This is a genomic window from Fodinicurvata fenggangensis DSM 21160, assembly GCF_000686045.1.
Lineage (GTDB): Bacteria > Pseudomonadota > Alphaproteobacteria > Kiloniellales > DSM-21159 > Fodinicurvata > Fodinicurvata fenggangensis.
In genome coordinates this window covers 124,321-136,307 of the sequence record NZ_JMLV01000006.1, presented here as the reverse complement: position 1 = coordinate 136,307, position 11,987 = coordinate 124,321, and the positions used below count along the sequence as shown (strand labels likewise).

Here is an 11,987-nt window from a genome sequence, read left to right as displayed (position 1 = left end):
TCTTCCGGTGTGGATTATCGCTTTATGAGCGGGGGCACGGCCTGCATGTCGGTGTCCCAGGGGAACAGGATCCAGGTGTCCTGGCTGACCTCGGTGATGAAGCTGTCCACCAGCGGCCGCCCCTCGGGCTTGGCATAGATGCTGGCGAAATGTGCCTTGGGCAGGCGGTCGCGCACGGCGCGCGCGGTTTTTCCGGTGTCCACCAGGTCGTCGATGATCAGCCAGCCGGCGCCGTCGCCCTCAACGTCCTTCAGGACCTTCAACTCGCCCTGGACCGTCTCGTCATAGCTGGCGATGCAGATCGTGTCGATCAGGCGGATCTCAAGCTCGCGGGCCACGATGGCGGCGGGCACCATGCCGCCGCGGGTGATGGCGACGATGCCCTCGTAGGGGCCGTTGCCCATCAGGCGCCAGGCCAGTGCCCGGGCATCGCGGTGCAGTTCCCACCAGGAAACGGGAAAGGTCTTGGCTGGAATATCGCTGGGGCTCACGCCGTACCCTCCTTGCTTGGCCGAGTTTGAGGCAGGGACTTATGCCAATCCGTCCGCCAAGGCAAGGGCGGGCTGTGCAGATGGGCCTGTGCGTCGGGACGGTGCCTTCAGCGCACCTGGTCCTCTCAGCGCACGTAGACGTGGACCTCGCCGTTGCTGACCATGGGCGAAGAGGTGGCCGACAGGGACAGGCGCTCGGCCGGCAGGCCCATGGAGGCCAGGGAACGCAGCACGCGCTCGCCGTCACGCCGCGTGCGGTTGGTGGCCAGCGACGTCTCGCCTTCGCTGTTGCCCTGGGGCGCCACGGCCAGCACGTCGAAGCCGGCGTTGGGGCGGCGTTCCAGCACCTGGTTCACGGCGTTGTAGAGCTTGGGCTCGTAGCGCGTGTTCTCGTCCCGGAAGGTGATGATGGCCAGCGGCCGCTCCTGGCCCAGGCGGCCGGTTGCGCCGCCGGGGGCGGCGGGCGCTGCCTGGCCATAGATGCGGTTCGACAGGCTGACGCCCGTGGACTCGCCGTTCTCTATGGCCACCGACATGGCGTTCAGGTTGGAGCGCTCGGTCGACAGATAGGACGTCTGCCGCTGGAGGTCCTCGGTCAGCTCGCTGTCCAGGCGGTCCACCAGGACGGCGGTCTGGTTGGCCGCGTCCTCCAGCACCGTCAGCTGGGCATGATCCGCGTCCACGGCGCCGGACAGGCCGAAGGTGGAGCGGATGGAATCCAGCAGGTAACCGGTCTCGGACGCGGTGGAGGACACCTCGCTGGACAGGGAATTCATCTGCTGGATGCTCTGGTCCACCTGGCCCAGTTCGCTCTGGGCCTGGTTCCATTGCGAGACCAGGCGTGGATTGCCGGGGGTGGTGCCCACCTGCAGCTTCGCGTTGATGTCGCTTTTCAGGGCATGATAGCTCTGTGCCGACTGGCGCGATTGCTGCCGCTGCGCCTGCAGGGTCTCGTTCTCGCTGCGCAGCTGGTCCTGGATATCGACCAGGTCCTCGCGCAGCGATTGGACGCGGCGGCCCACGTCGGTGCCGGTGGACTCGAACGAGGGCACGCCCTCCGGCTCGAAACTCCCGGTTCCCAGGACCAGGGGACTCTGGACGCCGCCCCCTCCGGCTTGTGATCCAGGATCGCCGCCTGGCGTCGTGCATCCGGCGATCAGGAACAGCGCGCTGACGGCGCCGATAATGCGACCTTGGAAAAATGACATGTTTTAATTCAACCCCGAACCCCTGGCTTTTGTTGCCGTCCGCCGCACACGACTGCCTGCCTTGTTGCGACCCCGGCAGTACGGGATGGACGCGCGGACGCCTCCCCGAAAGGTGCGCTGATGGTACTTTATGGAGTCAAGCGGAACAAGACTGATTTCCCCTTTTGAATCCGCATGCTGCAGGAAAGCGGCCGGCTGTGACCCTCCGGCGTCACCGACCCCTGGGTTGTGGGGGCGGGGCGGGCTGCAAAAAAATCTTCAACAAGCGGCTTGTCCGGCCCCCGTCCTTTTGTTAGACACGCGCATCCCGACGACGACAGGCCCGCACGCGGCCGGTCGGGACCGTCCCGCAAGACACCAAGCGGACAGCAAGCGCCCGTAGCTCAACTGGATAGAGCACCTGACTACGGATCAGGAGGTTGGGAGTTCGAATCTTCCCGGGCGCGCCATTTTCTCAAAGAAAATCAGCAAGATAAAGGCGGCGGGAAAAACCGCTAAGACACGATTTTGCATAGTGTCTCCACAGTGTCTCCAAGCTGAACCTGTTTGCGGAGACAAAAAAGCCCCGCCGGGAAGGGCGGAGCTGCATAAGATGTGAATGGGCAGGTTTGGAATCAGGAAGATTGGTCCTTGTCCTTGCTCTTAATCCACTCTTGCAAGTGCCCTCGGCTTTCCAGGTCGCCTGCTATTTCGCTTAAGGTAGCTGCCGCCAGTCTAATATCGGACATAGCCCACTCAATACGGTTTACCGCCGCGAACAAGGCATTCCGTATCTGTCGGTCAGTCGCAGGTTTTTCTGTTGGATCTGGCTTCCAGTCTCGCACAAACCTTTTTTCTAAGTCCTCTACAGGCTCAACGCGGCACAGCAGCCCTCTGGTTGTGCGCTCCAAGTTGATGGCATCCCTATCTAACCGTTCAGCGAGATCGACTATCTCTCTGGCGGTTGGCGGATGTGTCGGTTTCTCGCGTCGTCCTCTCATAGTAGTGCACCACTTCTATTTCTCTGCAAAGTTCCTTGCCGATGGGCAAGGCGGTAACAATTCAGCCGGGATCACTCATCGGCATGTTCGGCTGCATACTGCACCCGCATATCTTGGCTGTCCGCCGCGCCATCCAGCCAGTAGACGTAATGCTCGTGATCGAAGTTCACGATGGCGACTGACATATCCCATTCGCCTTCAATCCGTTCCTTGATCTCGAGCAAAGCGGCTTCATGCTCTGACAGCGGCAGGCCGGCCATTTCAGGCCAGTAGTCATCCAGGTCGCTCTGGACGCTATAACGCAGCAGGGCAATCTGTTCCGGCACGCTGCCTGATCTCTCTATATGCTGGCGCACGTTGGCGACCACGTTGCCGACCACGGTTTCACGAATGTTCATAGAACTTTCCAAGGTTATTCATCTGTAGTCATATCCAGCAGGCGCCAGCCGTCTTCTTCAGGGCTGTATTCAACCTCAGTCCACCAGTTCGTGCGAATCTTGGCGCCAAAGCTGTTTTCAGCGTCAACGTAGCCGCTCACACGATAAGTGCAGGCACCTGTCTTGTGGTACCCTGATTCGCGATCGAAGGAAGATGAAAACTCCGCAGTGCTTGGCGCCTTCAGGCTTCTTTCGACGAACTGTTGGCTGACAAAGAATGCATCCTCAGCGGGCAGGCATCCATCAGCGTCGTATCGTGATTCATCTTTCTCATCGTCGCTGCCACCTGAACCAATGGCATAGAGCACGAAGCCACCGATAAACAGCAATGGCACCCAGGCGTTCGACTTCTGCTTTTCCTTCGCCAATATCAATGGCCCCCGATACAGCCGATAATAGCAGCCTAGCACCACTTGAGAGCGATCTGCAAAACTTTGACAACATAAACGTAGGCGCAGGAACAAGGCTGTCCTGCCATGTCTGATTAACCAGCCTTCTTTCCCCGCAGCCCCTTCCACGCGCATTCCCTGGAACAGAACCGCAGTGTCCGCTCCCGTCGCAGGCGCCTTGGCGTGAAGGTCCAGCCGCAATGCTCGCAGCGGCTCGGCGTTCGTGGCAGGCGATTGGCTTGACGACCACAGGCTTGCGAACAGAACCGCCTCTTGCTGTTCGGTTTGACTTCAAAGCCAGCGCTGCAATGCGCGCAGGTCCGGGTCTCCGGCGGCACCTTGATGCGATCGCGCCAGGCCTTCGCCCGGCAGGAGTTCGAGCACCACATTTCCTTGCGCCCCTTGCGGCCTTCGGGCTTGAAAGGCGTGCCGCACCAGGCACAGGGCTTAGGCGGTTGCGCGGCGCGCTTGGCGGCAACGGATGCCCGCTTGGCCTCCAGCTCTTTCTCGTCGTAGTCGGGGCCTTGCTGGGCAAGCCAGTGCGCCTTCTGGCAGGTCTTGGAACAGGCGACCTTATCCTTGCGCATGGGCTTGAAGGTCTTGCCACAGGCGACACAGGGCCGCGGGGTCAGGACGTTTTCATGGTAGTGTTTTGAACGGATGCGGGCGCCATGGGCGTGCCTGCATTTCCTGGAACAGTAGATCTGGTGGATATAACGATCGGGCGGCAGGGATGCCTTGCACCAGGGGCAGTTCTGCGGCGTCAGGCGGGCGGCCCGGCGGCGCTCGGTTGCAATGCGATTGTTGCAGGCCTGGCTGCATTCCCGTGAACAGTAGATCTTTTTCCAGGGCCTATCTTCCGGCAGGTCCGCACCACACCACAGGCACCAGTCTTCACGATCACCGGGCATCGGCCTTCCTCCGGCATTCGTCGGAGCACCAGCGATCGGCCGGATTGCCGTAGGTCCGCGGCTGGAAGGGTTCGCGGCAGGTGGGGCAGGTGCGTTCAGGCTTGAGGGATCGGGAATGCTGGCGCACGGCCTGATTCGTGAAGGCCACGTCCTGGAGCCGTTCGTCGCGATCGGTAACAGCGATGCGCCTGGCCTGTCTGCATATCCTTGAACAGAAGCGGAAATGGCCTTCGGGGAGATCGCGGCCGCAATGCACACAGGTATCACGCGGCAGGCTCAGGACGCCGGGCTGCGTCCATTCCGGTTGCGCCTCTGCCCAGGTAGGTCTGCTGGCGCCAAGGCGGTTCAGGGCGGTCTGTACGATATCGGCGGCAAGTTCGTCGGCCTGCCCCCAGGGCCAGCCTTGCAGACAGAAGTTCGCCCGCAGCCAGTGCCGGCAGGTGCCCTCCAGGGCGAAGCGGGTCGGCTCTCCGTGGTCCAGGATCTCGACAGCCCGGCTTATCAGGTGCCGGCGCCGGTCGTTGTTCAGCTTCCGCGGCTTTTCCCTAGAGGAAGACGAATCCTTCCGGGCGGGCCGTCTCATAGGGGGAGGGAAGTGTTTCATTACTGAGAACCCGTCCGATTGCCATGGCAGATGCTATCGCTCCGTCTATCCGTCCGCGGGCCTTGCTCTTCGTCAGCTTTTCATTCTCGGCTGCGTCCTTTTCGGCAACGGCATTGCTGAAGCACATGCGCAGCACCGGATTCCCGCCATGCCGGAAGTGACCGGAAAGAATCGCCCGCTTCAGTTCCTTCACCGGCCCGGCCATGGATGCGAAGCCCTGGCCAAACTGTGCGACCTCGAAGCCCTCTTCCTGCAAGGCGGTGTTCACCGCGGTAGAGTTCCAGCGGTCGATCGCCACTTCCTGGACGCTGAAGCGCTCGCCAAGGCTGGCGACGTGCTCAACGATGGCGGAGTGATCCACGACGTTGCCGGGTGTCAGGGTCAGGAAGCCTTCCTCTGACCAGCGGAGATAGTCGGCACGGTCCTGTTCAGCCTTCCGATCGATCCCGGCTTCAGGCAGGAAGAATTGTGCCAGCACGTCATAGCGGCGGCCTTCGCTGTCATCCTCGACGGGGAAGACAGCCACGACTGCGGTAAGATCCTCGACGCTGGACAGGTCCACGCCAAGCCAGCAGGGCCGGCCTGTCAGGGCCTCTTCAGGCTGCCGGTCCTCTGCCGTGTCGTATAGTTCCAGGGCCAGCCAGGGTTCGGCGGCGCCCTCTGTCCATTGATTGAGGTGGAAGCGCCGGAAGTCCGCGATCTCTGCGGGGAAGTGTTGAACCCGGCGGGCCTTGATCCGCAGCTCTTCCAGCGAACAGAAGCCGCCCTCAATGGCGGGATTGGCTTGCTTCCAGGCGTCCTCGTCCAGCCAGTCGGCATCGGACGGGGCCGCGAAGATGATGGGTGCGAAGCTGGGGTCGTCGATCTCTCCGGATGCGACCTTGTGCGAGTAGTCCCACAAGTCCCAGGCGAGACCGCCCGTGCCGCTTCCGGCGGTGGATATGATGATGGTGAGCGGGTGTTCGCGCTTCACCATGGAATCGCGGATCACGCCGAACAGTTGGCGGGCCTCTGCGGGCTGCCAGGCGTGCACTTCATCAGCCAGGAAGAACGAGGCGGCCATGCCGTGCTTGCTGTAGGACTCGCTCGAGATCGCGTTCAGGCTCGACCGGGTCTTCGGATGGATCAGGCGCTTGCGGGAAGGGATGGGCTGCACACGGCGGCGCAGGGCATCGTCCTGCTGCACCATGTTCCAGGAGTGATTGAAGGCGATGCCGGCCTGTTCGCGATCGCCACCGGCGAAGATCACCTGTCCACCGGCTTCGGCCATCGGCCCCATGAAGTGCGCCAGGCTCAAGCCTGCGGCCAGGGTCGTCTTGGCATTGCCACGCGGCAGCCAGAGGGCAGCCGTGCGGACCAGGGGACTCCCGTCCTCGGTGACGGGACCGTAAATGCGCCGGATGGCGGCTTCCTGGAAGGGGTGCAGGGTGAAGGGCTGGCCCGCGAACTCGCCTTCCCATAGCTTCAGGCGGCGCACAAACTGGCACATACGCTCCGCCCGGCCGCTCGGGTCCGGGTAAAGGCTCGGATCAGGCGAGAAGATCGGACCATCCGTCATCCTGATCTCCTTCATCGGTGGGCATTGAGGCAGCCTTGCGGTGCGGTGTCAGCGCCAATTCGGCGGCCAGCAGGCGGGCTTCCTTGATGGCCCCGGCCTGGATGCGACCGGCGGGATGGGCCTTGCCTTCCAGGACCTGGCCTTCGCGCTGCAGGATCTCTTCGCACTCGCGGACCAGGCCAACCTGGTGACAGTAGTGCTCCAAGGTCGCAGCCACGTCCTCGGACAGCAGGTGGCGGCGGTGAAGGTCCGGAGCGGTCTTTCTCCAAACGGCCTTCGCATGCGCGGACAGCCAGGACGGCGCCTTCGGGCAGGGATTGGAAGGCGCAGAAATCGGCTCTACAACTTCCAGTTTTGGCTTGCGTCCTCTCATTGCTCAAAATCCCCATTTTCAGCAAGAATATTCCACGAAATTGTGCGCAAGATAGGATCGCGCGGTTTTGGCCGGGTGTGGCAGAAAGTCAGCATATCCCCCCTCCCGTCACGGTTGCGCGGTTGCCGAACCCGCCTTCAGACTTCGCGGCCTTGCGGGAGTTGCAGGAGAACGCCATGGGCTGCCAATTCGATCGGTCCCAGAACAGGCGCTCATCGCCACGATGAGGAACGATGTGATCCACGACATTCGCCCGGCGTTGGCATCCGCAGGCGCACAGCTTGTTCTCGGGACGGGCCAGAAACTCTTTGCTGGCAGCCTTCCACTCCGGGTCGCCATAGCCTCGAGCGCTGGACGATGGGCGCCGCGCTTCACCTTTGGCTCGCCAGGCAGCCGAACAGGCAGGACAGCGGCGCTGTGTGTAGGGCGGATGGCCAGCCTTGGGGCAGTGCTTCGGCGGTGCCATGGGCATCACTCGGACTCCCTGGCAGTGCAATGAAGCTCCAGGCCGTCACGCCTGCCCAGCTCTCTGATCTCGTGGATATCGTGCTGCCAATCGCCATAGGTCACGCGATCGGTCATCGCCAGGTCGTCACGGTAGCGTATGCGGAAGACGACACGGCGCTCAGCCTGGATGGCATCGGCGGCAAAGAATTCCTGTCCCGATTCCTGCAGCACCTGTGCCCATACGCTGGCCAGGGTCTGCCATGTCTCGGTCGGTGCGCCATACGGGTCAGTACCCGTCACAAGCCGCTCAATGGTGATCCGTCTGTCCAGTTTCCCAGCACGCATTAAAACCTCCAGACCCTGTAGGTCCGCAGAAGGTCTTCCAGGCCGTAGGGCATTTCGGTGGTGATACTGCCGACGACGACGCCTTCGCGGTGTGCATACAGGTGGCCTATGTGCAGGCGCATGGCGGCCCGGACGGGTTCAGGTATGTCTGCCGGGTCATCGCCAAAGCCGGCGGTGAAGGCCACGGTGACGGCATCGGGCAGGGCGATCGTGGAAGGCCAGGACTTGCTGGCGGCGGGCGTGATCCGTGCTCCGCCCAAGGTCTTCAGGCCGGTCACGCGGTAATCGTTGCTGTCCAGCGTCTGCTGAGTGCCGCTGCGGTCCAGATAGGTGATGCTGTCCACCTGCTGACAGGGCGGCAGGGGCAGCACGATCTCGGAATGGAAGCGATCGAAGGTGGCTTCCCAGCTTTGCGTTATGAGGCAGGCCCCCAGCACGCCGTCCCGGCCGTCGATCTTCTGCACGGCTGCGGCGATCAGGTCGCTGATCAGGCCGTCTTCCTCGGTGCCCTCGACCTTCAAGTGTGCCTTCACGTCCTCGAGCGTCAGCGGGTCTGTGGCCGGCGGTGTCGTCTGAACAAGCATGGGCCTTCCTCCAGGGAAAGAAGGGCGCCACCGCCCAGGGGAGACGGTGGCGCCTCAGTAGCCTTAGGCCGGCATCTCGAGACCGACCAGGGCTTCAGGGAGAACCAGCTTGCCGCCAACACGCTGACGGGCGTGGAAGCGAACGATGCTCGATGCGGCCTGTGTGAAGCGGTCAGGCATCACCGTCATGGCCATCCGCTGCACAATCCGATAACCGCGGGCGAAGTCCCCGAAGACCACGGGGATGGTTGCGCTGCCCACGTCGGCAAGATCGGGGAACTCAACCACCGGACGGCCCAGCAGGGTCGGAGGCTGGCCAGCAGCCAGGCTGTCCTGCCAAAGGTAGTCCCCATTCGAGGATTTCAGTTTCCGAACTGCTGCGATGCTGCTGGAGTTCATAATCCAGCTGCCTGCCATGCGGTAACGGGCCTTCACCGAATAGTGCAGGTCGATCAGGTCATCAGCCGTGAGTGCTGATCCGCTTGCCGTTGCCGTTACAAAGTCCGTATCCGTGATAAGGCCCTGAGGCTTCCCGGTCCCGTCACCGGAGACGAAGGCCCCGGCTTCAAGCTCCGCGAAGGCTTCGGCAAGATCCGTGCGGATCTCGCTTTCCATGCTGAAGGCGCTGTCCTCCAGCAGGCGGTTGGAGATATCCGAGTAGACGCGGGCTTCGTGAACATCGATCGACCATTGGCCGTAAGCGCTCGAAGTCTCGCCCGCCGCGGTGGTCTCACCTTCCCAGGCGCCTGTCGGAGTGCCCGTGCGGCGTGGCAGCAGCACCGGAGTGCCGCCCACCGGAGTCACGCGGGCCAGTTGACGCATGGGGCTGATCTCGGTGAGTTCCTTCACGATCTCGTTGAGGAAGGTTTCAGGAACTGTATATCCGCCCTCACTGTCGGTCCCGGCGGTCAGGCTGCGAAGCTCTTCGGCCTGCATGCGTTCGGTTCCGAACCGCAGGTATTTGCCAAATGCCCGCTGTTCCAGGTCGTCGCCGTCCTTGCGGGCCTCAGTCGCGCCCGGACGATTAAGCTTAGCCTCCAGATCGGTGACGCGATCACCGATTTCCTTGAAGCCTTTCTCAATCCGTTCATCAGCCTTCTGCTGGAAGCTGGAGACTGAACTCTTGAGTTCCTCGACGGCCTGAACAGCGCTGTCCAGCTCTTCGCCGTCATCCTCGGAACGGGTTTCGGTCGGTTCGGCCGACCGCACTTCATACTCATGTCGCATAGGTTAATCCCCCTTCAACGACTTGGCGGCGCGGCGAACCGCCTGAACAAAAGCCGCATTGCGGGTCGGTCGTCCCGCGTTCCTTACGCTCGTAACCCGTGCCTTGCTGGCAGCGGGGAGCGTCACAAGGCTGATTTCCACTAGCTCCAGATCGGTCAGGACGCGGCCGCCATTGGCGCCGCGCTTGGACTGCCTGGAGCGAAAGCCGATCGACAGGCCATTGATCGCACCGGCCTTCAGCAGGCTGTGCGCTTCGCGGCCCTTCGTCGTATCGGTGACCAGGCGCCCGGAGACCTTCAGGCCTCGGGTGTCCTCTTCCAGGCTGTCCCAGACGCCGATCGGGCTGCTGGGATCGTGATTCCAGAACATCGCCGGGCGTCCGCCCTGGCTGCGGTGTTCCGTCAGCGTCTTCTGAAACGCGCCGCGCTGGATCACGTCCCCGAAGGAATCGGGTTCATTCCATACGCTGGCATAACCGCTGAACGCGCCTGTCTCGTCATCGGCGGCGAACTTGACTTCGCTGGCAGGTAGTTGCCGGGTTTCCTTCTTTGTCATGCGGCGTCTTCCTCTTCGTTGAAGCCGTCTTCGCCATCGGACTGCCCGGCCTGCCGGATCAGGCTGTCTCCGCCTTCCACCGGCCCCATATTGTCCAGGCGCCTGATCTCGTTGGGCGTCATCCAGCTTCCGCCACAGGCTTCGCGATAGGCCGTGAAGCGGGCGGACAGATCGGCCCGGAGCAGGTCGTCGACCATCGGTTCGATAAAGAGGCGGTCTTCGTCTTCCGGGTTCAGCAGCACGCGCTCCAGGGCGGCCTGCCACTGTTCGAGCCAGGGCAACAAGGTGAATTGCAGGAACTGCCGGCCAAGTTCTTCGGCGTTGCGCCAGGTGGCGCGCTCGAGATCGGCAAGTAATATCGGCGGCACGCGGAAGGCGGAGGCAATCTGTTGAATAACGTGCTTCTTTAGTTCAAGAAATTGCAAGTCAACCGAACTGAATTGCGTTGCCTGATACTCCATTCCGTCTTCCAGAACCATCGTGCGGCCGCTGTTCTGACCGCCGGCATGGGCGCTTTCAAAGGACCGCTTAAGGCGTTCCATGATCTCCGGGGACAGGGCCTTCGGATACGTCAAGACGCCACCGGGTCTTGCGCCATTGGCGAACAGCTTGGCGTGATGCTCGGCCATCAGAAGATCGACGCTGATCGCCTCGCGGGCCTCGCTGATCAAACACAAGGGTCTGTCGATCGTGCTGCCGGGTGTCGTGACGTGCAGCACGTCGCGCCAGTGCAGAACGCGATCCCCGCCTTGTGGATACTGGACGCGAAAAGAGGGTTCCAAGCTGATCGGGTCTTGCTCGACTGTGACCGATCGCGGATCAAGACGATGGATTTCTCGTGGCTGGCCACCGGCGCGGACAACCTGTGCGAAGGCCTGGCCGTGCAGAATAGCGTCAACCTGCATTGCGCAGCGAACTTCGCTGCTGCTGCTCCATGGCGCCCAGCGTCCGCCCAGCAGGCGGGCAGCGGCATGATCGGTTTCCCGTTCGCGGGAACCATCGTTGCCCCGGCGGAAACAGTGAAACGGCAGGCTACCGATCGTTTCAGACAGGACGCGGGTTGCGGCAAGGCAGGTGGGTGACTTCAGGGCGGTTTCAGGCGTGACGCTCACGCCGGCCGCAGTGCGCGGCGCACCGAACAAGGCCAGGAGTTCGGCGGATGGCGCGGCAAGGGAACTCTTCTGTTCCGTGTCGGTCTTGCCAAGGAAAGTTCGCAGTCGCTCCAGCATCTGCGGTCCTGCATTGTTCTCTATGTAGAAACAATCTAGTTGATTGTTTCCTTCAACGCAACAGTAACCGCAGATGCCTTAGTGAGCGGGTCTTAACCGTCCGGGTGGTTTCGTGTCGTGCTGTTTCGCCGTTCAGCTTCAGCTCGCAGGGCCTCGGCTTCGGCGGCGTGCTCGTCACCGATCTGGCGAAGAGCATCCTGCATTTCCTCTGCCGTGGCGTCCGGCAGGGCCGCTTCCATGGCCGCGACGTTGGCCGGCAGGTCCGGAACGTCTTCCGGCTTCATGGCGCGCAAGGCTTGGCACAGGACTTCATGGCGCTGCGGGCCACGGGCGGGAAAGGTTTCGATCGTCATGGCGGTTACTCCTTTTCGATTTCATAAGCGGGCGCGAATGCTGCAACGGCCATCGCCATGCCGATATAATCTTCGCCAAGCTGGCGCAGGGCCGTTGCGATTTCATCCGACGTGACATCCGGCACGGCCGCTCGGCAGGCATCCTCGAAGGCGACCATGGTTGTCCCCCGATAGGGAAGCTGCTCGATCGCTTCCCGCAGGGTATCCAAGCGGCGTTCTGCTCGAAGCCGGTCCAGGTCGGCTTGTGTCCACGGGCCTTCCTCATGGTCCGCGTGCAGTTTCGTGATATTGCTCAT

General features: G+C 62.4%; 16 protein-coding genes and 1 tRNA gene. 1 reads left to right on the top strand and 16 read right to left on the bottom strand.

Annotated elements, in window-relative coordinates:
• Positions 1 to 14: 14 nt before the first annotated feature.
• Entirely contained in the window at positions 15 to 491 is a 477-nt protein-coding gene (gene gpt / locus BP38_RS0110380; protein ID WP_026987666.1) for a xanthine phosphoribosyltransferase, read from the bottom strand.
• A 125-nt stretch (positions 492 to 616) separates the two neighbouring features.
• Entirely contained in the window at positions 617 to 1,699 is a 1,083-nt protein-coding gene (locus BP38_RS0110375; protein WP_026987665.1) for a hypothetical protein, read from the bottom strand.
• A 372-nt stretch (positions 1,700 to 2,071) separates the two neighbouring features.
• Between BP38_RS0110375 and BP38_RS0110370 the strand changes: the two genes are divergently transcribed.
• Positions 2,072 to 2,148: transfer RNA gene (locus BP38_RS0110370), tRNA-Arg, on the top strand.
• A gap of 602 nt (positions 2,149 to 2,750) precedes the next feature.
• On the opposite strand, the gene BP38_RS0110360 is transcribed toward BP38_RS0110370, so the two are convergent.
• From BP38_RS0110360 to BP38_RS0110295, 14 genes are all read right to left on the bottom strand, one after another.
• Positions 2,751 to 3,077, bottom strand: coding sequence for a hypothetical protein (locus BP38_RS0110360; protein ID WP_026987663.1), 327 nt, complete (start codon positions 3,075 to 3,077; stop codon positions 2,751 to 2,753).
• Positions 3,078 to 3,091: 14 nt separating this feature from the next.
• On the bottom strand, positions 3,092 to 3,484 hold the full coding sequence (locus BP38_RS0110355) for a hypothetical protein (RefSeq protein ID WP_162175151.1): 393 nt from the start codon (positions 3,482 to 3,484) through the stop codon (positions 3,092 to 3,094).
• A 116-nt stretch (positions 3,485 to 3,600) separates the two neighbouring features.
• Positions 3,601 to 4,416, bottom strand: coding sequence for a hypothetical protein (locus tag BP38_RS0110350; protein ID WP_026987661.1), 816 nt, complete (start codon positions 4,414 to 4,416; stop codon positions 3,601 to 3,603).
• Complete coding sequence (locus tag BP38_RS22595; RefSeq protein ID WP_051609222.1) at positions 4,406 to 4,999, bottom strand: hypothetical protein; 594 nt, start codon at positions 4,997 to 4,999, stop codon at positions 4,406 to 4,408. Before BP38_RS22595 ends, BP38_RS0110350 begins: the two co-directional genes overlap by 11 nt.
• Positions 4,962 to 6,578 (bottom strand): terminase large subunit, encoded by a 1,617-nt coding sequence (locus BP38_RS0110340; protein WP_026987660.1) that lies wholly within the window; start codon positions 6,576 to 6,578, stop codon positions 4,962 to 4,964. Before BP38_RS0110340 ends, BP38_RS22595 begins: the two co-directional genes overlap by 38 nt.
• Positions 6,550 to 6,951 carry a phage terminase small subunit P27 family gene (locus tag BP38_RS0110335; RefSeq protein ID WP_026987659.1) on the bottom strand — a complete coding sequence of 134 codons (402 nt, stop codon included), beginning with the start codon at positions 6,949 to 6,951 and terminating at the stop codon, positions 6,550 to 6,552. The genes BP38_RS0110340 and BP38_RS0110335 overlap by 29 nt, the downstream gene beginning before the upstream one ends.
• 88 nt (positions 6,952 to 7,039) lie before the next feature.
• Positions 7,040 to 7,423, bottom strand: coding sequence for an HNH endonuclease signature motif containing protein (locus tag BP38_RS20155; protein ID WP_026987658.1), 384 nt, complete (start codon positions 7,421 to 7,423; stop codon positions 7,040 to 7,042).
• Positions 7,423 to 7,743 carry a phage head closure protein gene (locus tag BP38_RS0110325; protein ID WP_035724641.1) on the bottom strand — a complete coding sequence of 107 codons (321 nt, stop codon included), beginning with the start codon at positions 7,741 to 7,743 and terminating at the stop codon, positions 7,423 to 7,425. The genes BP38_RS20155 and BP38_RS0110325 overlap by 1 nt, the downstream gene beginning before the upstream one ends.
• Complete coding sequence (locus BP38_RS0110320) at positions 7,743 to 8,327, bottom strand: head-tail connector protein (protein ID WP_026987656.1); 585 nt, start codon at positions 8,325 to 8,327, stop codon at positions 7,743 to 7,745. The genes BP38_RS0110325 and BP38_RS0110320 overlap by 1 nt, the downstream gene beginning before the upstream one ends.
• Positions 8,328 to 8,390: 63 nt before the next feature.
• Complete coding sequence (locus BP38_RS0110315; RefSeq protein WP_051609221.1) at positions 8,391 to 9,554, bottom strand: phage major capsid protein; 1,164 nt, start codon at positions 9,552 to 9,554, stop codon at positions 8,391 to 8,393.
• A gap of 3 nt (positions 9,555 to 9,557) precedes the next feature.
• Complete coding sequence (locus BP38_RS0110310; RefSeq protein ID WP_026987654.1) at positions 9,558 to 10,109, bottom strand: HK97 family phage prohead protease; 552 nt, start codon at positions 10,107 to 10,109, stop codon at positions 9,558 to 9,560.
• Positions 10,106 to 11,338: a phage portal protein gene (locus BP38_RS20150; protein WP_051609220.1), complete on the bottom strand. Its 1,233-nt coding sequence runs from the start codon at positions 11,336 to 11,338 to the stop codon at positions 10,106 to 10,108. The genes BP38_RS0110310 and BP38_RS20150 overlap by 4 nt, the downstream gene beginning before the upstream one ends.
• 92 nt (positions 11,339 to 11,430) lie before the next feature.
• Complete coding sequence (locus BP38_RS0110300; RefSeq protein ID WP_026987653.1) at positions 11,431 to 11,691, bottom strand: hypothetical protein; 261 nt, start codon at positions 11,689 to 11,691, stop codon at positions 11,431 to 11,433.
• Between the two features lie 5 nt (positions 11,692 to 11,696).
• Entirely contained in the window at positions 11,697 to 11,987 is a 291-nt protein-coding gene (locus BP38_RS0110295; protein ID WP_026987652.1) for a hypothetical protein, read from the bottom strand.

Excerpts from the sequence above, each read along its gene's own strand:
- BP38_RS0110375 (WP_026987665.1), bottom strand. The coding sequence starts at position 1,699 with ATGTCATTTTTCCAAGGTCGCATTATCGGCGCCGTCAGCGCGCTGTTC.
- BP38_RS0110360 (WP_026987663.1), bottom strand. The coding sequence starts at position 3,077 with ATGAACATTCGTGAAACCGTGGTCGGCAACGTGGTCGCCAACGTGCGC.
- BP38_RS0110350 (WP_026987661.1), bottom strand. The coding sequence starts at position 4,416 with ATGCCCGGTGATCGTGAAGACTGGTGCCTGTGGTGTGGTGCGGACCTG.
- BP38_RS22595 (WP_051609222.1), bottom strand. The coding sequence starts at position 4,999 with ATGAGACGGCCCGCCCGGAAGGATTCGTCTTCCTCTAGGGAAAAGCCG.
- BP38_RS0110340 (WP_026987660.1), bottom strand. The coding sequence starts at position 6,578 with ATGACGGATGGTCCGATCTTCTCGCCTGATCCGAGCCTTTACCCGGAC.
- BP38_RS0110335 (WP_026987659.1), bottom strand. The coding sequence starts at position 6,951 with ATGAGAGGACGCAAGCCAAAACTGGAAGTTGTAGAGCCGATTTCTGCG.
- BP38_RS20155 (WP_026987658.1), bottom strand. The coding sequence starts at position 7,423 with ATGCCCATGGCACCGCCGAAGCACTGCCCCAAGGCTGGCCATCCGCCC.
- BP38_RS0110325 (WP_035724641.1), bottom strand. The coding sequence starts at position 7,743 with ATGCGTGCTGGGAAACTGGACAGACGGATCACCATTGAGCGGCTTGTG.
- BP38_RS0110320 (WP_026987656.1), bottom strand. The coding sequence starts at position 8,327 with ATGCTTGTTCAGACGACACCGCCGGCCACAGACCCGCTGACGCTCGAG.
- BP38_RS0110315 (WP_051609221.1), bottom strand. The coding sequence starts at position 9,554 with ATGCGACATGAGTATGAAGTGCGGTCGGCCGAACCGACCGAAACCCGT.
- BP38_RS0110310 (WP_026987654.1), bottom strand. The coding sequence starts at position 10,109 with ATGACAAAGAAGGAAACCCGGCAACTACCTGCCAGCGAAGTCAAGTTC.
- BP38_RS20150 (WP_051609220.1), bottom strand. The coding sequence starts at position 11,338 with ATGCTGGAGCGACTGCGAACTTTCCTTGGCAAGACCGACACGGAACAG.
- BP38_RS0110300 (WP_026987653.1), bottom strand. The coding sequence starts at position 11,691 with ATGACGATCGAAACCTTTCCCGCCCGTGGCCCGCAGCGCCATGAAGTC.
- BP38_RS0110295 (WP_026987652.1), bottom strand. The coding sequence starts at position 11,987 with ATGAGCAATATCACGAAACTGCACGCGGACCATGAGGAAGGCCCGTGG.